The organism is Paracoccus everestensis, assembly GCF_021491915.1.
Lineage (GTDB): Bacteria > Pseudomonadota > Alphaproteobacteria > Rhodobacterales > Rhodobacteraceae > Paracoccus > Paracoccus everestensis.
The window spans coordinates 1,302,659-1,323,285 of sequence record NZ_CP090836.1 but is presented as its reverse complement, the minus strand read 5'-3'; the positions used below and the strand labels follow the sequence as shown (position 1 = coordinate 1,323,285).

Below are 20,627 nucleotides of genomic sequence, written 5' to 3'. Positions count from 1 at the left end.
CTCGACCGATCCTTGACTAATCTCCAGTGAATTTTCTGAATCATGTGGAAGGCAGGTACTGATGTGCACAGATCCTACAAAAATATTTCTGTTTGGTTCTCTGGTCATCGGAATGTCCGGTCTTCCGCTCTCTTCGGACGCAAGATTGCCCAGTGAGATTTTGAGCGATCCGTTAAATATCAACCAAGCGTTCGACCGCGTTGACAGCTCCATTGACCGGATTAAGCTTCACGCACAGGATATTCTGGACAGTGCGGATGAAGCGGCAAAGAATAGGATTGATCAAATTGGGCGTGAGGTTGACGAATTTCAAGAATTCTTGAGGTCAGAACGAGAATTTACCTTTCAAGAAATAGATGAGGTCCTCGATCAGGTGATGGAACTCGAACGCACTTTTATCTCAGACACTCAAAACTTGCTCGAATGCGCTGCGATTGAGACCGCCTATGAGCTGCGCAGCACCTCTGCACAGATTCTTAATGACTTAGCAGCCCGTGATCCCTCTGTGAGCCTATTTAGCTGGTTTCGTGTGGATGTCGAACTACAGGCCGAAGACATCCCAAGCCCGATCCAAGGTTTCGATCGTGTTGCAGCCGCTACCGAAATCGTTCTGGCAGATGTCGAGCCGCACGACCCTATTACTAAGATTACGAACCTCTATGACGAGCTTGAGCGCCAAGCAGATCAGATTCGCTGCTTCTATAAGGCCGATAGCGCGACCGCGACCCGTGTACGGCGCATCCAACTTGAGGCAATCCGTAGGTCCAAGAATTGGACTCCTTTCATCTGAAGAGGTTTTCCATGAAAGCGTTTTCCGCGCAAAAGTACCTGCCTGTCGCCGTGACGGCAATCTTACTATCGTATTTGCCGCCGGCTGCTTTCGCGCAAGTCGCTCCTCAGCCTGATAGTGTGACGGAGGCAGCTCAACGTGCTGCAGATGCTGCTGAAAGCGCTCGTCAGACGTTGGAGGTTGCTGTGCCGAAAGGTGCTGTTATGGCCTTTAATCTTGAGGAATGCCCGAGAGAATGGTCGCCGTTCCAACCGCTGTCGGGCCGTTTCGCCCTCGGCGCCGGCGAAGGCAACCGCGATCAAACGGATCAGGTTCTCATCACACGCGTCCTTCGCGAGGAAGGCGGTGTAGAGAATCACACTTTGACTGTGAATGAAATCCCATCACACTCCCATACATACATGTATTCAAGCGGAGATGACTCGCCTAAGCATACTGATGATAAGGGAAATGAATTCGGAGATAGGGATAGGCCAAATCAGCCCACGGGAAAAATTGGCGGCAGCAAACCACATCAGAATATGCCGCCTTTCTATGTTTTGCAATATTGCCAACGGGATTGACTATTAGCATCAACAGCAATCCATGAAGGCCAGAGGAATCGCATATGATCTTGGTGGTCTGAGCGGCGCCCCTTGCGGCTGAGGGCTTGATGGATTCTGGGAGTGGACTCATCCCTCGGAGCCTCCCGCCGCCATGCATCTGTTCCTGACCGCCTTCGAAGATGTTCCCGATCCCCGCGCCGGGAACACCCGGCATGTTAATTTCCACGCAGAACTGAGCCGGCATTTCCATCGAGAAGTGAGCCACCCCTGACTATGGATTTCCGGTCATGCAGTGGTCAAGGCATGTGTGGTCTCCTTTTTTTTCGCGGCAACTGCGGCTGAACTGGCCTTGAAGCGGAAGCTGTCGTTTCCGGTTTCCAGGATGTGGCAACGATGGGTGAGACGGTCGAGCAATGCAGTGGTCATCTTGGCATCGCCAAAGACCGTGGCCCATTCGCTGAAGCTGAGGTTGGTGGTGATGATGACGCTGGTGCGCTCATAGAGCTTGCTCAGCAGATGGAAGAGCAGCGCCCCGCCCGAGGCGCTGAACGGCAGGTATCCCAACTCATCGAGGATCACGAGATCGAGGCGGGTCAGGGTTTCGGCAAGCTGTCCGGCCTTTCCCTTGGCCTTCTCCTGTTCAAGGGTATTGACCAGTTCGATGGTGGAGAAGAAGCGGACCTTGCGGCGGTGATGCTCAATGGCCTGGACGCCGAGGGCGGTTGCGGCGTGATCTTGTACCGATAGCGCAAGGCTTTTTTCGGCTATGCCGCAATGGAAACTCGATTGACGCGCCGTGTGGCACGGATGCTTTCGGATACGGTGTAGCGCTCGGTGATCAGGGCCTTTGCCTCGGCAAGAGAGATCTCGCGCCCGTCTCGGTCACGCAAGATATATGGCTTCCCAGTTCGCAAAACGTGGAAGATGCGGCTGACGAGCCGATTGGCGACGGCGCAGAGGGCTTGCTTGTGGTGGTGGCTCCGGTGGGTCATCATCTTGCAGTAGACCTCGGCAAGATCAGGATCGATCTTTCGGGCGGCGTCGGCTGCCAGCATAAGAGCACGCTTGATCCGATCATTGCCGCCTTGGGTGATCTTCTGGCCTGGCCTTTCGGTGCCGCCGCTGTCCGAACGGCGCGGAAACAGACCGCAGAAGCCGCGAATGTGTCGCTCAGATTGGAAGCGGTCGGCACAATGGAGCACCCCCAGCAGCACGGGTGCCAGATGGCGACCGATGCCGGGGATGGTGCGCAGGACATCTTCGGGCTGCAATTCGCAGTAAATTGCCTCGATCTTGAGCGTCAACTGGTCCCGAGCGAGCATGTTGACCTTCATGACATCAATCTCGATGCAGATCTCGGCCTGCAGTTCAGTAAAGTCGAGATGATCGCGATGAAGGGCAAGGGCTTCCCGGGCGGCCTGGCGGAGCCCTTCGATAAGCGCATCAACAAAGGCACCGCTATGAGGATGATTTCCGCTGGCATGCAGGGCAATGAAGCGTGCGATCGTAGACCTTCGCGCCTTGAGGACTACCTCCGGATCGACCCAATGCTGCAGAAGCGCCATGGCGAGCCGGGTGCCGAAGTCTGGCAGCACGCGCTCGAGAAGCGGGGATGCCCATCGAACGAGATCGAGAAGCCGACGCTTGGCTGAGGCAACGGCATCCTGGAAGCGGCTGCGCTGCTTGGTAAGACGCTGCAAGGCATGGCTCTTCGGGGCTGGGATATGAACCGGATCGAGCCTCGGCCCTCCGAAGCTCGGAATGGCAGCCAAGACATGCGCATCCGCCAGATCGGTCTTGGCGTGTTCAGACAGGTAGCGGCGCAGGGCCTTCACCCGCTTGCCTTTGACGCGCGCGACTGCGACGCCGACATCGGCGAGCCGGTGGGCAACCGGAAACCAGCTCATGCCGGTGGGTTCCATGATCGCCTGCACGCAGTCATCCGGGCCTATATCGGAGATTGCGCGCGCAACGAAAGCGTCTAGGGAGCAAGGGTTGTGACGGAACCGTATGGGCCGGCCGACAGGCTGGCCATTGTCGTAGATCTGGGCGACATGATCACCTCGGATGGCGAGGTCTATTCCAATCGTTCTGTTGATCATTGCTAGGATCCTTGTTGGTGAAGAACCACGCGTCGCCAGCACAGTCAGGTATGTCATTCGTGGCCTATGCTTCCGGCGGGAAGCGACACCACAATCGTGTTACACTTGCCTCGTCGACGCGGCCGGATCGGGATTATGATTTCACGGTCACGAGACGATCTTCGGATCTCTCAGGGTCTTCGACCCGAACCGGCCCGGTTCGCGTCGACACATTGACCCGGTTCCAGAATATCGGGAACCGGATCTGATCCGCGATCACCTCGTCGAAGCAAGATCAGCACTGTCTTCCCCGTGGCATCAGACCCGGCCCGCTATGGATACCTGAGTCTTCCCTGTGCCAGGACCGCCGATCAGAACTACGTTCTGGGCCCCGTCCATGAACTCGCAGCGGTGCAGCTGGCGCACTGTGGCTTCGTTGATCTCGCTGGCGGCGAAGTCGAAGCCTGAGAGATCCTTGTAGGCTGGGAAGCGCGCCGCCTTCATGTGATAGGCGATGGATCGGACCTCACGCTCGGCTATCTCGGCCTTCAGCAGTTGGGACAGGATTGGCACAGCCGCTTCAAAGGCCGGTGCCCCTTGCTCGATCAGGTCCGTCACGGCCTGCGCCATGCCATGCATCTTGAGGCTGCGGAGCATGATGACGATGGCACCGCTGGCGGGATCATGACGCATGATGGCCCCCTGCAACGGGGGTGCGCAGGCCGTCATAGCGCTCGACATTGGCCTTGGGTTCGCGATGGAGAACCAGAGCCTGCGGGGTATCGAGGGGCGGCCCGCCGATGACCTTGCCGTCGACCAGCCGGTGCAACAGGTTCAGCACATGGGTCTTGGTTGCCACGCCCTCGGCCAGGGCCAGTTCCACGGCGGCGAGGACGGCCTGCTCGTCGTGCTGAAGAACCAGGGCAAGGATATCGACCATCTCGCGATCACCACCAGGCTTGCGCAGCATCTGGTCCTGCAGTTGCCGGAAGGCAGGCGGCAGTTCCGCGAATGGTGCTCCGTTCCTGAGAGCCCCGGGCTTGCGCTGGAGAACAGCCAGGTAATGCCGCCAATCGTAGATCGTCCGTGGCGGCACCTGGTGGTTGCGCTGGAACACGCGGCCATGCTCGCACAGGAGGTTGCCCTCGGCCGCCACGACCAGTCGATCCGGGTAAATCCGTAGACTGACAGGCCGGTTCGCAAAGGACGCGGGAACGCTGTAGCGATTGCGCTCGAAGCTGATCAGGCAGGTGGGCGAGACGCGCTTGCTCAACTCGATAAAGCCGTCAAAAGCCGGCGGCAACGGCATCAGCGCGGCCCGCTCCTCAGCCCAGACATCGGCGATCGTGCCGGGCAGCGTGCCATGCGGGGTCTCATGCCACAGCTCCAGGCAACGCTGCTCCAGCCAGGCGTTCATCGTGGCAAGGTCGGGAAAGCCCGGCATCCCCTGCAGGACCTGATGGCGGGAGTCCTGAACGTTCTTCTCGACCTGACCCTTCTCCCATCCTGCCGCCGGATTGCAGAACTCCGGCTCGAAGACATAGTGGTTGGCCATCGCGAGGAAGCGGATGTTGACCTGCCGCTCCTTGCCGCGACCGACACGGTCCACCGCTGTCTTCATGTTATCGTAGATGCCCCGTTCGGGCACGCCACCAAAGACACGGAAGCCATGCCAGTGGGCATCGAAGAGCATCTCGTGGGTCTGCAGTGGGTAGGCGCGCAACAGGAAGGCCCGGCTGTGGGACAGCTTGATATGCGCCATCTGAAGCTTGGTGCGCTCGTCACCCAGAAGCCCGTAGTCTTCGCTCCAGTCGAACTGGAAGGCCTCTCCCGGTCGGAAAGACAGCGGAACGAAGGTGCCGCGTCCTGTGGTCTGCTGTTCCCGCTGGCGATCTGTCCGCCAGTCCCGCGCAAAGGCCGCAACCCGGTTGTAGGAGCCGGTGAAGCCGAGCGTGACGAGATCGGCATGCATCTGCTTCAGCGTCCGCCGCTGCTTGCGCGACTTGCCGGCTTCCGTCTTCAACCAGCCAGCCAGCTTCTCGGAAAAAGGGTCAAGCTTGCTCGGCCGATCCGGCGTGGCAAACTTCGGCTCAATCGTGCCCTCCGCCAGATGCTTGGCAATCGTGTTGCGCGACAGTCCGGTGCGCCGCGCAATCTCGCGTATCGACAGCTTCTGCCGCACATGCATCCGTCGAATGATGTTCAAAAGTCCCATGTGGATCACTCCCGTTGCCCCCGCTGCTCACCGCTCTGGGGGAAGGTTCACATGGCTCAATTCTCAGTGGAAATTACCCGCCTATCCGGCTCAGTTCTGGGTGGAAATCAACAAGAACTCATTTTTTCGACGCGAACAACAAGTGTTGGAAAAAATGCAGATGATCCAAAAATCTAATCAAACCCAAACTTCCGCTTCTGAAGAAATGGCCAATCTCCTCAAAACGATGAAACCAAGGCTCAAGGCGTCGACCGTCGCAAAGCTGAGTGGTTTGTCACACCGGACAATCACACAGCACGCTGCGAAGGACCGTATCCCAGGTGCTGCCAAACACGGCGGTCTTTGGACGTTCGATCACGACTTGGCCCTTCTATGGATAGATGGGGGCAGCAAATGTCAACCAACGCAAGAAACCTCAAGAACATCTTCAAACCGACCAACAGCAAGTTTTACTGGCTCCGTATTAAGATCAACGGCGTCTTGCACCGAGAGTCGCTTCGAACGACTTCTCAAAGCGTCGCGGCGAAAAAGGCCAAAGGCCGCATAACGGAGCTCAGGGGGCTCGCGGAGGCCGGGGAGTTGGATTGGACCTTCTCTACCGGCCTGTTAAAGTTTTACGAGGTCTTAGACCAAGAGAGTTCCGGCTGGGGCGCACAAACCCGGAAGCGCTATCGGACCAGCCTGCGTCAAATCCTCCGAGTGATTGAAGAAATCTGCGAAGATCTCGGCCATGATGTCAGAACCGTTATGGCAGCCGAAATTAAGGTCGCAACCGTCTCGGAATTTGTGTCCCGGCGTCGCTCCGACGGTGTGACGATTTCCACGATCAACCGCGACCTGACGGCATTCGGCCAGCTGATGACGGCGATGAGGAACGACGGTTGGATTGAGGAAAATCCGGTCAAGCACTTTGAGAAACAGTAACCACCCGATTTCCACCGCCTGCCTGAGCGTGGGGTGATCGGCTAAGACACGTGCATAGCGACGTCGTTAACGACGTGTCTTATGCGGGGCTTTCGATGCGTGGTGACATTCTGGGTCTGGAACGGCGGCGTCGCTGGAGCGACGAGGAGAAGCTCGGGATCGTGCTGTCAATCGGGGTGGCGGGCGCGACGGTGACGCAAGTGGCGCAGCGCCACGAGGTGACCCGACAGCAGCTTTATGCCTGGCGGCATGAGCTGAAGAAGAAGGGGCTGCTTTCCCCGCTTCCGGAGGCCCTGTTCCTGCCGGTGGAATTGAGCGCGCCGGCGGCGTTGGCGGCGCATCCATCGGCTGAAGATCAAGCGCCGCAGCGCCCCGCCCTGATTGAGCTTCAGCTGGCCAATGGCCGGTGCCTGCGCTTCGACACGATGCTGGACACGACCACGCTGACGCGGTTGATCCGGGTGCTGGAGGCGGCATGATCGGGCCCGGCACCGGTGTCCGGGTTTATCTGGCCTGCGGGGTGACCGACATGCGCAAGGGCATTGAGGGTTTGGCGGCCCTGGCGCAGGATCAGTTGCGCCAGAAGCCGGCAGGCGGGGCGGTGTTTGCGTTCCGCGGTCGGCGTGGCGACAGATTGAAGCTCTTGTATTGGGACGGCCAAGGCTTCTGCCTTTACTACAAGGTGCTGGAACGCGGGCGCTTTCCCTGGCCAAGCGGCAAGGACGGGACTGCGCGTCTGACATCGGCGCAGCTGGCCATGTTGTGGGAGGGAATTGACTGGAGGCGGCCGGATTGGGGGGCGCCACCGGCCCGGGTCGGCTGATTTATCCTTTTGTAATTGCGTCTTTTTGTAGCGTTCGACAGGAGGATATGGTATCCATCGCCATGTCCGGAACGACCACGCCACTGCCCAATGATCCTGCCGCCTTGAAGGCGATCATTGCTGCGTTGCAGGCAGAAAATCAGAAGATGTCGGCCAGCTTGCGCGCGCATGATCTGCTGGTTCAGGCGCTGCGCGTTCGGATTGCCAAATTGCAGAAGCAGAAGTTCGGAGCCAGTTCGGAAAAGATCGAACGCGAGATCGAGCAACTGGAGCTGGCGCTGGAAGACCTGCAGCTGGCCCTGGCCGAGGCGAATGACCCGTCGCCCGCTGCCGAGAAGGGGCCCGACACGGAAGCACAGGCTCCGGAGCCGGCTGAACCTCAGGAAACCAACCGCCGCCGCCCGAAAGTCTCGAAGGACACGCCGCGCGAACGTCGCGAATATGACCCTGGCAAGAATTGCCCCGATTGCGGCGGCGATCTGCGGGTGATCGGTGAGGATGTCAGCGAATTGATCGACATGATCGCCGCGCAGTTGAAGGTTATCGAGATCGCGCGCATCAAGAAGTCCTGCCGACGCTGTGAGAAGATCGTCCAGGCCCCGGCACCCAGCCGGCCGATCCCGCGGAGCATGGCGGGACCGAACCTGCTCGCCTATGTCCTGGTCTCGAAGTTCGACGATCATGTGCCGCTCTACAGGCAGAACGAGATCTTTGCCCGGATGGGCGCCGATATCTCCGATACGACGCTTGTGGACTGGTGCGGCGGGGCGATGAAAGCTCTGGCGCCGCTGATCGAAAAGATCGAGGCCGAGATCATGGCCAGCGATCTGCTCCATGCCGATGACACGCCCATCCGCGTGCTTGATCGCAGCAAGAGCGACAAAGGGCTCGGCAAGGGCGTCAGGAAGGGCCGGATCTGGGCTTATGTTCGCGATCAGCGCCCTTGGGCAGGCAAGGCCCCGCCCGGCGCGGTCTATCAGTTCGCCCCGGACTGGAAGGAAAACCATGTCCTCGGCCATCTGGGCCAGGCCGGCGGCATTCTTCAAGCCGATGGCTACAAGGGCTATGCCAAGCTTTATGCCACCGATCTGGAGGGCAAGAGCCAGTTCCGCGAGGCCGCCTGCTGGGCACATCTGCGCCGTGACTTCCATGATGTCTGGGCTGCGACAAAATCCGAAATCGCGTGTGAGGCACTCGACCGGATCGGCAAGTTCTACGACATCGAGCGCGCCACCAGCGGCAAGCCCGCCGAGTTGCGGCTGGCCCTGCGACAGAAGGATACCAGGCCGAAGGTCGACGCCTTCCGGGACTGGGCCGAAAAGCAGCTGACGCGCATCCCCGGAAAAAGCGATCTGGCCAAGGCCTTCCGCTATGGGCTGAGCCGCTGGTCTGCCCTCACGCTGTTCCTCGAGGACGGGCGCGTGGCCATCGACAACAATGCGGCCGAGCGTGCCCTGAGGCCAATTGGTGTCGGCAGACGGAACTGGCTATTCGCGGGCTCGGACGCGGGCGGCGAAACGCTTGCTCGCGCCCTGACCGTTATTGAAACGGCAAAGATGAACGGGCTCGATCCGCAGGCCTATCTTGCCGATGTCCTGGACCGCATCCACGATCACATGAACACCCGTCTCGGCGAATTGCTGCCCTGGAACTGGACGCCAATGGGCACAGTCAAGACCGAGGCCGCGTAAACAGCGCCCGGAAGAGTTCTTCGGACTGCCGCAGGCCCTCATCGGTCAGGACAACCGACTTTGCCTTGTTGACCGGATCGGCGATCAGGCCCCTGGCATGCAACCGCTCCAGGACGTCCCAGTCAAAGCCTTTCCACGCGCGCCGCTCGTCATGCAGCGTCAACCACAGCAGCGCCAGAACAGCCTCGTCGATCTTGTCCCGATCAATCTCCATGGACTGAGCCTACCACGGAGAGCCGTAGCGCGAGACACAACATCATCAACACTTGTCAATGAAAAATGGCCGCGGTGCAAACCGGGTGGTTACCGACGATCGACGGCGCCGGCTCAAGCCTCCTCGGAGGCCACCACCACGCGCGTTCCGCCCTGGTCGCAGACTCGACGCAATGGTTCCGGGATCGGGCTGTCGATGAAGATCGTGTCAAGCTCGGCCAATGACACAACCCGGATGGGGGCCTTTTGCGCCAGCTTGGCCGAATCCGTCACCAGCCAGCGTTCGCGCGCCTGGCGCAGGATGGCGCGGCTGACGCGAACCTCGGCCAGGTCAAAGTCCAGGATGTCGCCGTCCTCGTCCAGGGCGGAGCAGCCGATGATGGCATAGTCAGTCTTGAAGTTCGCCATGAACTCGCGGGTCAGATCGCCCACCAGCCCCCCGTCGGACCGGCGCAGCAATCCGCCCGCGACCAGCACCTCGCAGCTTTCGTTGGCGGCCAGGATATTGGCCACGTTCATGTTGTTGGTCACGACCGTCAGGTTGCGATGCCGCAGCAGGGCGCGTGCCACCGCCTCGGTCGTGGTGCCGATGTTGAGGATCACCGAACTGTTGTCGGGGATCTGGGCGGCGCAGGCGCGGCCGATGGCCGCCTTGGCGTCCTCATTCATTCGGCGGCGTTCTTCATAGGCGATGTTGCTGGCACCGCTGCGCAGGATCGCACCGCCATGGACACGGTCCAGGACGCCCTGGTCCGCCAGTTCCCCCAGGTCGCGGCGGATCGTCTGGGGCGTCACCTCAAGGCGCGCTGACAAGTCCTCGACGCTGGCCCGGCCCGATGCCCGCACGAGTTCCAGGATCTGCATCTGCCTGATGTTCATATGCCCGCCTCTTCTGCGCCGTGCCTCCAGAAGACCCCGCTGCGTTCGCCTGTCAAGCGAAAGAAAGTGAGCGAAATCGAACATCCGTGTTGACAGAATCCGTGCGCGGATGTTCGACTTGCCTGCGAAGAGAGGGAGCGGTCGATGTCGGCGACGGATCTGTTCGTCATAGGCGGCGGGATCAACGGCACGGGGATCGCCCGGGATGCCGCCGGACGCGGGCTTTCCGTCCGGCTGGCGGAACAGAGCGACCTTGCCGGGGCGACCAGCAGCGCATCGACCAAGCTGTTTCACGGCGGGCTGCGTTACCTGGAATTCATGGAACTGCGCCTGGTGCGGGAATCGCTGCGCGAGCGCGAGGTGCTGTTGCGCGCGATGCCCCATATCTCCTGGCCGATGCGCTTTGTCCTGCCGCTGGATCCCAGGATGCGCTTTGCGGGAAAGACGCCGGTGTCGCGCCTCCTGTCGGTGCTGATGCCTTGGGCGCGTGGTCACCGGCCTAATCTGGTGATCCGCGCGGGGCTGTTCCTTTATGACACCTTGGGCGCGCGGGAAATCCTGCCCGGCACCTCGACGCTGGATCTCCGCCAGGCGCCGGAAGGCAAACTGCTGCAGGATCGGCTGACGCGGGCCTATGAATATTCCGACGCCTGGGTGGATGACGCGCGTCTGGTCGTGCTGAACGCGCGGGATGCGGCAGCGCGCGGGGCTGACATCATCGTCGGCGCCAAGGTCACGGATGCACGGCGCGACGGCGACGGCTGGTCCGTTCGGCTGGCGGACGGTCGCGCCTTCAGGGCGCGGGTGCTGGTGAACGCGTCCGGCCCTTGGGCCGGGCAGGTCATCCGCGACGTGGCCCATCTGCCCTCGACCGAGGGGGTGCGGCTGGTGCGGGGCAGCCATATCGTCACGCGGCAGCTGTTCGATCATGGCAAGGCCTATTTCCTGCAAGGCCAGGACGGGCGGATCGTCTTTGCCATCCCTTACGAGGGCGACTTCACCCTGATCGGCACCACGGATGTGGACCATGACGGCCCGCCCGGCCAGGCCGTCTGCACACCGGACGAAGTCGATTATCTGTGCCGCTTCGTGTCCAGCTATTTCCGGCAGCCGGTGACGGCTGCGGATGTGGTCTGGACCTATTCGGGCGTCCGGCCGCTTTACGACGATGGCGCGTCATCGGCCACGGCGGCGACACGCGATTATGTGCTGTCGCTGGATGCGGGCGGCCCGCCTTGCCTGCACGTCTTTGGCGGCAAGATCACCACCTATCGCCGCCTGGCCGAGGCTGCGATGGCAAAGCTTGCCCCTCATCTGCACGGCATGGGCGCGGCCTGGACCGCCGGCGTCCCCCTGCCCGGCGGCGACTTTCCGGTGGACGGAGCGCCGGCCCTGGCCCTGGCCCTGATGCGGGATCATCCCTTTCTGACTACAGCCTGGGCCAACCGCCTGGTGCGCGCCTATGGGACCGAAGCCGCGAAGGTTCTGGACGGCGCCCGCACCGCCGCCGACCTGGGCCGCGACTTTGGCGCCACATTGACCGAATCCGAACTGCGGTGGATGATCGCCCGGGAATGGGCGCGCGACGCCGAAGGGGTGCTGTGGCGGCGGTCCAAGCTGGGGCTGCGGCTGACCCCCGAACAGGTGGCAGCCGTCGAGGATTACGTTTCCAGTGAAAGGGCAGCTGCATGACGCTGGAACTGCAAGGCGTTTCCAAGGAGGTCGCGGGCCAGCGCTGGATCCACCCCACCGATCTGGAGCTTGCGCCGGGCAGCATGAACGTCCTGCTGGGACCGACCCTGTCCGGCAAGACCACGCTGATGCGGCTGATGGCGGGACTGGACCAGCCGACCACCGGACGGATCCTGTGGCAGGGCGGGGACGTGACAGGCCAACGGGTGCAGGACCGGGGCGTGGCGATGGTGTACCAGCAGTTCATCAACTATCCCTCGATGAGCGTTTACGACAACATCGCCTCGCCCCTGCGCCTGCAGCGTGTGGCGCGGGCCGAGATCGACCGCCGCGTGCGTGAGACGGCCGAGATGATGCGCCTGACCTCCCTTCTGGGCCGCCGCCCCCTGGAACTGTCGGGCGGCCAACAGCAGCGCACGGCGCTGGCACGCGCCCTGGTCAAGGGCGCCGGGCTGGTCCTGCTGGACGAGCCTTTGGCGAACCTGGACTACAAGCTGCGAGAGGAGTTGCGCGCCGAGATCCCCCGCATCTTCGAGGCGTCGGGCGCGATTTTCGTCTATGCCACCACCGAACCCGAGGAGGCGTTGTTGCTGGGCGGCCATACCGCGACCCTGTGGGAAGGCCGGGTGACGCAATTCGGGCCGACTCCGCAGGTTTACCGCGCCCCCCAGGACGCCGTGACCGCGCGCGTCTTCAGCGACCCGCCGATGAATTTCAAGCGCATCGAAGTGACAGAGGGCAAAGCGGCGTTGGACGATGCCCGCTGGCCTGTGGATGTCCCCGACGGCACCTATACCGCAGGGTTCCGCGCGCCCCATCTGTCGCTGGACCAGTCCTTGCGCGCCATACCCCTGGCCGCGCGGCTTGACGCGACCGAGATCACCGGGGCCGAGACTTATCTGCACCTGCTGCACGGGCATGACCGCTGGGTCGGACTGGTGCCGGGCGTGCGCAGGCTGGCGCAAGGACCGCTGACCCTGTGGCTGGATCCGGCGCATATCTATCTGTTCGACCAGGGCGGCAGGCTTGCCCGCGCTGCCCCCTATGCGCGGGCGGCGTGATGGCGCAGATCACCCTGGACAATCTTTCCCACAGCTATGGCAAAGCCCCCAAGGCCGATGCCGACTGGGCATTGAAGCCCATGTCGCTGACCTGGCGCGACGGCGGGGCCTATGCGCTTCTGGGATCGTCGGGATGCGGCAAAACCACGTTGCTGAACATCATCTCGGGCCTGCTGCATCCGTCGCGGGGCCGGGTGCTGTTCGGCGACCGCGACGTGACGACCCTGCCCACGGCGGATCGCAACATCGCGCAGGTTTTCCAGTTCCCGGTCGTCTATGACACCATGACGGTCCGCCAGAACCTTGCCTTTCCCTTGAAGAACCGTGGCCTGCCCGCAGGCCAGATCGCCGCGCGGGTCGATGCGGTGGCGCGCATGATCGGGATGACCGACACGCTGGATCGTCGCGCCCGTGGCCTGACGGCGGATGCCAAGCAGAAGATCAGCCTGGGCCGCGGCATGGTCCGCCAGGACGTGAACGCCATCCTGTTCGACGAGCCGCTGACCGTGATAGACCCTCAGATGAAATGGGAATTGCGCACGCAGTTGAAGGCCTTGCACCGCGAATTCGGCCACACGATGATCTATGTCACCCATGACCAGACCGAGGCTTTGACCTTCGCCGACGAGGTGGTGGTCATGTCCGAGGGCCGCGTCGTGCAGGCGGGCACGCCGCAATCGCTGTTCGATACCCCGGCGCATACCTTCGTCGGCTATTTCATCGGCTCGCCCGGCATGAATCTGCTGGACGCGCAGGTTCAGGGCGCCGCCGCCCTTGTCGCCGGGACCACGATCCCCCTGACCGCGCCCTATGCGCCGCAAACGGGTCGGGTGCAGATCGGCATCCGCCCTGACGCCGCCCGTCCCACAACAGGCGAAGGCCTGCCTTTCCGCCTGACCCGGGTCGAGGACGTGGGCCACCACCGCATCCTGCGCGGCACCGTCGCGGGCGCCCCCTTCAACGTCGTCGTCCCCGAGGATCAGCCGATCCCCGCCGCATTCGACCGCGTCGCCCTGGACCCCGCCCGCATCGGCGTCTTTGTCGATGACTGGCGCATCGAACCCACAGAAAGGGCCGCGTGATGGACAAGCCCGTCAACAACCGTGCCTGGTTCCTGGTCCTGCCGGTGCTTGTGCTGGTCGCCTTTTCCGCCGTGATCCCGCTGATGACGGTCGTCAACTATTCCGTCCAGGACACCTTCGGCAACAACCAGTTCTTCTGGAACGGCCTGGGCTGGTTCCAGGAGGTGCTGGAGTCCGACCGCATCCACGCAGCCCTTGGCCGGCAGCTTCTGTTTTCCGCCATCATCCTGGCCATCGAGATCCCTCTGGGCATCTTCATCGCCCTCAATATGCCCAAGCGCGGCTTTTGGGCCAGCCTTGTGCTGGTGCTGATGGCCCTGCCCCTGCTGATCCCGTGGAACGTGGTCGGCACCATCTGGCAGGTTTTCGGCCGCGTGGATATCGGGTTGCTGGGGCACACGCTTGCGGCGATGGGCTTTGACTACAACTATGTGAACGATCCCATCGACGCCTGGGCCACGATCATCGTCATGGACGTATGGCACTGGACCAGCCTTGTCGCGCTGCTGTGCTATGCGGGCCTGCAATCCATTCCCGACGCCTATTACCAGGCCGCGCGGATCGACCAGGCAAGCCGCTGGGGGGTGTTCCGCTTTATCGAACTGCCGAAGATGTCGGGCGTGCTGCTGATCGCGGTGCTGCTGCGCTTCATGGACAGCTTCATGATCTATACCGAACCCTTTGTCGTCACCGGCGGCGGTCCCGGCAACGCCACCACATTCCTTTCCATCGACCTGGTGAAGATGGCGATTGGGCAGTTCGATCTTGGCCCGGCGGCGGCATTCAGTCTGATCTACTTCCTTGTGATCCTGCTGATCAGTTGGGTCTTCTATACCGTAATGACCGCGCAGCGGGAAACGGCATGAACGCCCGTCACGCATCGCTCGGGTCTGCGGTCGTGATGACCCTGTACCTGTCGTTCCTGCTGGTTCCCATCTACTGGCTGGTGAACATGAGCCTGAAGACCAATGCCGAAATCACCGGCGCCTTCAGCCTGTATCCGCTGAACCCGACGCTGGACAACTATCGCGTGATCCTGACGGATCCAAGCTGGTACATGGGCTATGTCAACAGCCTGATCTATGTCGTTCTGAACACCGCGCTGTCGCTGGCGGTGGCCCTGCCCGCCGCCTATGCCTTCAGCCGCTATCGCTTCCTGGGGGACAAGCACCTGTTCTTCTGGCTGCTGACGAACCGCATGGCCCCGCCCGCCGTCTTCGCCCTGCCCTTCTTCCAGCTTTATTCGGCCGTCGGCCTGTTCGACACGCATATCGCCGTGGCCCTGGCGCATTGCCTGTTCAACGTGCCGCTGGCCGTCTGGATCCTGGAAGGCTTCATGTCCGGCGTCCCGCGAGAGATCGACGAGACCGCCTATATCGACGGCTACAGCTTCCCGCGGTTCTTCACGCGCATCTTCATGCCCCTGATCGCCAGCGGCATCGGCGTCGCGGCCTTCTTCTGCTTCATGTTTTCCTGGGTCGAACTGCTGCTGTCGCGCACGCTGACATCCGTGAACGCCAAGCCCATCGCGGCCACGATGACGCGCACGGTCAGCGCCTCGGGCCTTGATTGGGGCGTGCTTGCGGCGGCGGGGGTGCTGACCATCGTTCCCGGCGCGCTTGTGATCTGGTTCGTGCGCAATTACATCGCCAAGGGCTTTGCATTGGGGAGGGTGTGATGCGCAGATCGTCCCTGAACACCGGCTTTGTCGCCGCCGCGTTGCTGATGCTGGCCGTGCTGGCATGGCTGGTCTTGCTGGTCCCGGCCGAGGACGGCGTCCGGGAATGGACCGGCGCCCTCAATCCCGGGGGCTGGATGGCCTGGACCTTTCCGACCGCCTTTTTCTTCTGGGTGATCGCCGCACTGCTGCTGTTCTTCACCTGGCTTGCCATCCGTTCGCCGGAAACGCCGCGCAAGGGGCTTCTGGGGATATGGACCACCCGGGGCGACCGGCTGTTCATCAGCCTGCTCGGCTCGGCCTTCATCAACCTCGCCTGGCTGGGCCTGGGAGGACAGCCCGCCTGGGGAGGATTGATCGTGTCACTGATCTACGCCGCGGCGGTGTTCCGCTGGGTGTGAAAACCGGGCCGCCAAGGCCCATCCTGGGGAGGAGAAGACATGAAGTTCTATCTGACGACGGCCATGAGCCTTGCGCTGATGGTCACCGGCGCAAATGCCGGGATCGAGGAGGCCAAGGCCTTCCTCGACGCGGAAATCGGCGATATGTCCAGCCTGGATCGCGCCGCGCAAGAGGCCGAGATGCAATGGTTCATCGACGCCGCCCAGCCCTTCGCGGGGATGGACATCAAGGTGGTATCCGAAACCATCACCACCCATGAATACGAGGCCAAGACCCTTGCCCCCGCCTTCACCGCCATCACCGGCATCAAGATCACGCATGACCTGATCGGCGAAGGCGACGTGGTGGAAAAGCTGCAAACGCAGATGCAGTCGGGCGAGAACATCTATGACGCCTATGTCAACGACAGCGACCTGATCGGCACCCACTGGCGTTACCAGCAGGCGCGCAACCTGACCGACTGGATGGCCAACGCGGGCAAGGACGCCACCAACCCGAACCTGGACATCGACGACTTTATCGGCAAGTCCTTCACCACCGCGCCCGACGGCAACCTGTATCAACTGCCCGACCAGCAGTTCGCCAACCTCTACTGGTTCCGCAAGGACTGGTTCGACGACGAAACCAACAAGGCCGAGTTCAAGGAAAAATACGGCTATGACCTGGGTGTCCCGGTCACATGGTCGGCTTACGAGGACATCGCCGAATTCTTCACCGGCCGCGAGATCGACGGCAAGACGGTCTTCGGCCACATGGACTATGGCAAGAAGGATCCCAGCCTTGGCTGGCGCTTCACCGATGCCTGGCTGTCGATGGCCGGGAACGGCGACAAGGGCATTCCGAACGGATTGCCGGTGGACGAATGGGGCATCCGCGTCGATGAAAACAGCCGCCCCGTGGGCAGTTGCGTGGCCCGCGGCGGCGATACCAACGGCCCGGCCTCGGTTTACGCGATCCAGAAATACCTGGACTGGATGACCAAGTTCGCGCCCCCTGCCGCCCAGGGCATGACCTTCAGCGAAAGCGGCCCAGTGCCCAGCCAGGGCGAGGTCGCCCAGCAGATGTTCACCTATACCGCCTTCACGGCCGATTTCGTCAAGGAAGGCCTGCCCGTCGTGAACGAGGACGGCACGCCGAAATGGCGCTTTGCCCCCTCGCCCCATGGCGCCTATTGGCAGGACGGTATGAAACTGGGCTATCAGGACGCAGGTTCCTGGACGCTGCTGAAATCGACGCCCGACGACCGCGCCAAGGCTGCCTGGCTTTATGCGCAGTTTGTGACTTCGAAGACGGTGGACGTGAAGAAAAGCCATGTCGGCCTGACCTTCATCCGCCAATCCACGCTGGACCACGAATCCTTCACCGAACGCGCGCCCAAGCTGGGCGGCCTGATCGAGTTCTATCGCTCGCCCGCCCGGCTGCAATGGTCGCCCACCGGCACCAACGTCCCTGACTATCCGAAGCTGGCGCAGCTTTGGTGGCAGGCGATCGGCGACGCGGCATCCGGTGCCAAGACCGCGCAGGAAGCCATGGACAGCCTGTGCGCGGAACAGGAAAAGGTGATGGAACGGCTGGAACGCGCGGGCGTGCAGGGCGACATCGGTCCGAAGCTGGCCGAGGAGCATGACCTGGAATGGTGGAACAACTTCGCCAAGGAAAACGGCGGCATTGCCCCCCAGCTCAAGCTGGAAAACGAAGACCCCCAGCCGGAGACCATCAGCTATGACGAACTGGTGAAAAGCTGGCAGTAACGGAATGACGCCGGGGAACCCGGACCTTCGGGTTCCCCTTTCGACAAGTGCTGCAACGTCGTGTTTTCAGGGACTTGCAGTGACCCGCCATCGGCGCGAATATCGCGTGCAAAGGCTGCTGAAGCACCTTATCGGGATGCTGATTCTGCCTGAACGCGCGCGAACGGAAAATGAATGAAGATCGAACGGCCCTCGGGTGACTGGCTGGCGGCTTTCGACAGCCGTGTGGCGCGCGAAATCGCGGCGAGGGACTGGTCGTCCACACCGATGGGTCCGCGGGCGTCATGGCCCACCGACCTGCGCGCGATCCTGACCACGATGCTGGCTTGCCCGACGCCCATGTATCTGGCTTGGGGACCGGACCTCATCTCGTTCTATAACGATGCCTATGTTCCGATCCTGGGTTATCGGGCAGGCGACGCGCTTGGCAGGCCGTTCGGCAAGGTCTGGGAAAGCATCTGGAACGACATCCTGCCCCTGGTCGAGGGATGCCTGCGCGGCGAAAGCCAGAAGGTCGTGGATATGCGGCTGGATCTGAGCCGCACCGGACTGCCCGAGGAAAGCTATTGGATCTTTACCTATTCCCCTACCTTTGATGCCGACGGGCGTATCGTCGGGCTTTTGTGCGTCACGGGCGAGACAACGGATCGGATCCTGGCCGAACGCGCAAGGGCCGAGGCGGCGAACCGCCTGGATCTTGCCATGTCGGCGGGCAACAGCGTGGGCATCTGGGACTGGGACGTGGCCGCGGATCGCGTCACCACCGATGGGCATTTCGCAAACCTCTATGGGGTTGACCCTGCCCTTGCGGCCCAAGGCGCGGGGGTCGAGCAGTTCTTTTTCGGCATCCACCCCGACGACCGCGCCCGCGTCGAAGCCGAGATTGCCGAGGCGATCCGCACCGTCGGCCCGTTCACATCGGAATACCGACTGGTGCGGGAAGACGGGTCGGTGTCCTGGGTATCCGCCCAGGGACGGTGCATTCCCGGACCTGACGGGCGCTGCGCGCGCCTGCCGGGCGTCAGCTATGACATCACCCGGTTAAAGGAAGCCGAGCTTCAACTGCGCGCCGCCAAGGAAGAGCGCGAGTTCGTCCTTGAACAGATCGCCCGTCAACGGATGCAGACCGACCCCCAGGAAATCCTGCGCGTTTCATCCGAAACCCTGGGCAAGCGGCTGGGCGTCAACCGCGTGGGCTTTTACCGGCTGACCGGACCGCAGCTTATCTGCCACGAGGCGTCCTGGTCGGACGGCACCCTGGACCCGCTGATGGGCAATCAGCCAACGGATCATTATGGCATCCATGCCGACACGGAACGCCGGGCGGGCCGCGCCCTTGTCTTCGGGGATAGCCGCCTTGATGCGGATGGCGGGCTGATGCCCTATGCACAGGAGGGCGTTCTGGCGGGGATCTGCGTGCCGCTGCTGACGGATGGCAAATGGGCGGCCGGGATCTATCTTCACCAGGCAACGGTGCGGGCCTGGACGGAACCGGAAATCATCCTGGCCAAGGAAATTGTCCAACAGACCTGGCTGGCCATCGAACGGGCCGAGGCGCTGCAAAGCCTGAACCGCCGGGTCGAGGAACAAGAGGCGGCGCTTGCCCATCGCGAAATCGTCCTGCGCGAAGAATTCGAACGCCGCGAGGCCGCCGAGCGTCAATTGCGCCAGTTGCAGAAGATGGAGGCAGTGGGCCAGTTGACCGGGGGAATCGCCCATGACTTCAACAATATGCTGGCCATTGTCATCAGCGGGCTAAACCTGACGCAGCGTCAGCTCGCGCGCGGCAACACCGATGTCGGCGCCTTTATCGAAGGCGCCCTGGATGGTGCGGGCCGCGCCGCCGCCCTGACCCAGCGGTTGCTGGCATTTTCACGCCAGCAACCGCTGGAACCCGTGGTGGTCGATGCCAACGCCTTGCTGTCGGGTTTGTCGGATATGCTGTCGCGGTCGCTGGGTGAAACCATTGTTCTGGAAACGCTGCTGCACCCCGGCCTTTGGCCGACCAAGGCCGATCCCAACCAGCTGGAAAATGCCATCATCAACCTGGCCGTGAACGCCCGCGACGCGATGCTTGATGGCGGGCGGGTCACGCTGGAAACCGAAAATGCCGGTCTGGATGCCCAGGCGGCACGCGGCCTGGGGATGGAACCGGGGGACTTCGTGCGGATCCGGGTGCTGGACACCGGCACCGGCATGACGCCCGAGGTTCTGGCCAAGGCCTTTGATCCGTTCTTTACCACCAAGCCCACGGGACGAGGCACCGGCCTGGGGCTGAGCCAGGTTTACGGCTTCATCCGACAATCGGGCGGCCATGTCGCGATCAAGTCGCAGATCGGCCAAGGCACGGTGGTCGACCTGTATCTGCCGCGCAGCCCCGGCCATGCGGAACAGACTTCGGGCGATCCGGCCGCAGAGGTGCCGGTGGGCCGATCGGACCAGGTAATCCTGGTGGTCGAGGACGAGGATCGGGTGCGCGCCTTTACCGTCGCATCGCTGCGCGATCTTGGCTATACGGTGCTGGAAGCCGCGTCAGGGTCTTTGGGCCTGAAGATCCTGGAACAGCGCCCTGACATTGCGCTGCTGTTCACGGATGTTGTCATGCCGCAGATGACCGGGCCGCAACTGGTCGAACAGGCGCGCGCGATCCGAGGCGACCTGAGGGTCGTTTACGCCAGCGGCTATACGGGCAATTCCTCTGATATCGACAAGAGCGTCAAGGCGGAGGGCAATTTCCTGGCAAAGCCCTTCAGCTTTGACCAGTTGGCGCGCAAGATCGGGGCAGCCCTGGCCTGACGCG

At 62.2% G+C, this 20,627-nt stretch carries 18 protein-coding genes and 2 pseudogenes; 14 read left to right on the top strand and 6 right to left on the bottom strand.

Features of this window, described 5'->3' with window-relative positions:
* The first annotated feature begins 61 nt into the window (after positions 1-61).
* Positions 62-790 carry a hypothetical protein gene (locus tag LZ585_RS06515; protein ID WP_234855584.1) on the top strand — a complete coding sequence of 243 codons (729 nt, stop codon included), beginning with the start codon at positions 62-64 and terminating at the stop codon, positions 788-790.
* Between the two features lie 11 nt (positions 791-801).
* On the top strand, positions 802-1,353 hold the full coding sequence (locus LZ585_RS06510) for a hypothetical protein (RefSeq protein WP_234855583.1): 552 nt from the start codon (positions 802-804) through the stop codon (positions 1,351-1,353).
* A 267-nt stretch (positions 1,354-1,620) separates the two neighbouring features.
* Here the strand turns inward: LZ585_RS06510 and LZ585_RS06505 are convergent.
* The 4 genes and pseudogenes from LZ585_RS06505 to istA form a co-directional block, all read right to left on the bottom strand.
* A pseudogene (locus tag LZ585_RS06505) lies at positions 1,621-2,067 on the bottom strand (ATP-binding protein); the annotation flags it as partial.
* A 32-nt stretch (positions 2,068-2,099) separates the two neighbouring features.
* Entirely contained in the window at positions 2,100-3,437 is a 1,338-nt protein-coding gene (locus LZ585_RS06500) for an IS110 family RNA-guided transposase (RefSeq protein WP_234853177.1), read from the bottom strand.
* A 309-nt stretch (positions 3,438-3,746) separates the two neighbouring features.
* A pseudogene (locus LZ585_RS06495) lies at positions 3,747-4,109 on the bottom strand (ATP-binding protein); the annotation flags it as partial.
* Positions 4,099-5,631 carry an IS21 family transposase gene (gene istA, locus LZ585_RS06490; RefSeq protein ID WP_234853234.1) on the bottom strand — a complete coding sequence of 511 codons (1,533 nt, stop codon included), beginning with the start codon at positions 5,629-5,631 and terminating at the stop codon, positions 4,099-4,101. The gene istA and the pseudogene LZ585_RS06495, both read right to left, overlap by 11 nt.
* 393 nt (positions 5,632-6,024) lie before the next feature.
* Here istA and LZ585_RS06485 point away from each other — a divergent pair, with 393 nt between their 5' ends.
* From LZ585_RS06485 to tnpC, 4 genes are all read left to right on the top strand, one after another.
* Positions 6,025-6,555 carry a hypothetical protein gene (locus LZ585_RS06485; protein WP_234855582.1) on the top strand — a complete coding sequence of 177 codons (531 nt, stop codon included), beginning with the start codon at positions 6,025-6,027 and terminating at the stop codon, positions 6,553-6,555.
* 50 nt (positions 6,556-6,605) lie between these two features.
* Complete coding sequence (gene tnpA / locus LZ585_RS06480; protein WP_234855581.1) at positions 6,606-7,034, top strand: IS66-like element accessory protein TnpA; 429 nt, start codon at positions 6,606-6,608, stop codon at positions 7,032-7,034.
* Entirely contained in the window at positions 7,031-7,378 is a 348-nt protein-coding gene (gene tnpB, locus LZ585_RS06475) for an IS66 family insertion sequence element accessory protein TnpB (RefSeq protein ID WP_234854655.1), read from the top strand. The genes tnpA and tnpB overlap by 4 nt, the downstream gene beginning before the upstream one ends.
* Positions 7,379-7,440: 62 nt before the next feature.
* A complete protein-coding gene (gene tnpC / locus LZ585_RS06470) occupies positions 7,441-9,069 on the top strand; it encodes an IS66 family transposase (RefSeq protein WP_234854653.1) in 1,629 nt (542 codons plus the stop codon).
* Here tnpC and LZ585_RS06465 read toward each other — a convergent pair.
* Positions 9,050-9,283: a DUF6429 family protein gene (locus tag LZ585_RS06465; protein WP_234855580.1), complete on the bottom strand. Its 234-nt coding sequence runs from the start codon at positions 9,281-9,283 to the stop codon at positions 9,050-9,052. The two genes, tnpC and LZ585_RS06465, sit on opposite strands and share 20 nt — an antisense overlap.
* A 113-nt stretch (positions 9,284-9,396) precedes the next feature.
* Positions 9,397-10,161, bottom strand: a complete 765-nt coding sequence (locus LZ585_RS06460; RefSeq protein ID WP_234855579.1) for a DeoR/GlpR family DNA-binding transcription regulator — start codon at positions 10,159-10,161, stop codon at positions 9,397-9,399.
* Positions 10,162-10,305: 144 nt separating this feature from the next.
* Here LZ585_RS06460 and glpD point away from each other — a divergent pair, with 144 nt between their 5' ends.
* The 8 genes from glpD (at position 10,306) to LZ585_RS06420 (ending at position 20,623) form a co-directional block, all read left to right on the top strand.
* Complete coding sequence (gene glpD, locus LZ585_RS06455) at positions 10,306-11,853, top strand: glycerol-3-phosphate dehydrogenase (RefSeq protein WP_234855578.1); 1,548 nt, start codon at positions 10,306-10,308, stop codon at positions 11,851-11,853.
* Positions 11,850-12,914: an ABC transporter ATP-binding protein gene (locus LZ585_RS06450; RefSeq protein ID WP_234855577.1), complete on the top strand. Its 1,065-nt coding sequence runs from the start codon at positions 11,850-11,852 to the stop codon at positions 12,912-12,914. The genes glpD and LZ585_RS06450 overlap by 4 nt, the downstream gene beginning before the upstream one ends.
* Positions 12,914-13,996, top strand: coding sequence for an ABC transporter ATP-binding protein (locus LZ585_RS06445; protein WP_234855576.1), 1,083 nt, complete (start codon positions 12,914-12,916; stop codon positions 13,994-13,996). Before LZ585_RS06450 ends, LZ585_RS06445 begins: the two co-directional genes overlap by 1 nt.
* On the top strand, positions 13,996-14,862 hold the full coding sequence (locus tag LZ585_RS06440; protein ID WP_234855575.1) for a carbohydrate ABC transporter permease: 867 nt from the start codon (positions 13,996-13,998) through the stop codon (positions 14,860-14,862). The genes LZ585_RS06445 and LZ585_RS06440 overlap by 1 nt, the downstream gene beginning before the upstream one ends.
* Complete coding sequence (locus LZ585_RS06435) at positions 14,859-15,674, top strand: carbohydrate ABC transporter permease (RefSeq protein WP_234855574.1); 816 nt, start codon at positions 14,859-14,861, stop codon at positions 15,672-15,674. The genes LZ585_RS06440 and LZ585_RS06435 overlap by 4 nt, the downstream gene beginning before the upstream one ends.
* On the top strand, positions 15,674-16,075 hold the full coding sequence (locus LZ585_RS06430; RefSeq protein ID WP_234855573.1) for a DUF2160 domain-containing protein: 402 nt from the start codon (positions 15,674-15,676) through the stop codon (positions 16,073-16,075). The genes LZ585_RS06435 and LZ585_RS06430 overlap by 1 nt, the downstream gene beginning before the upstream one ends.
* A gap of 39 nt (positions 16,076-16,114) precedes the next feature.
* Positions 16,115-17,827, top strand: a complete 1,713-nt coding sequence (locus tag LZ585_RS06425) for an ABC transporter substrate-binding protein (RefSeq protein WP_234855572.1) — start codon at positions 16,115-16,117, stop codon at positions 17,825-17,827.
* Positions 17,828-18,001: 174 nt separating this feature from the next.
* Positions 18,002-20,623: an ATP-binding protein gene (locus LZ585_RS06420; RefSeq protein WP_234855571.1), complete on the top strand. Its 2,622-nt coding sequence runs from the start codon at positions 18,002-18,004 to the stop codon at positions 20,621-20,623.
* Positions 20,624-20,627 lie beyond the last annotated feature (4 nt).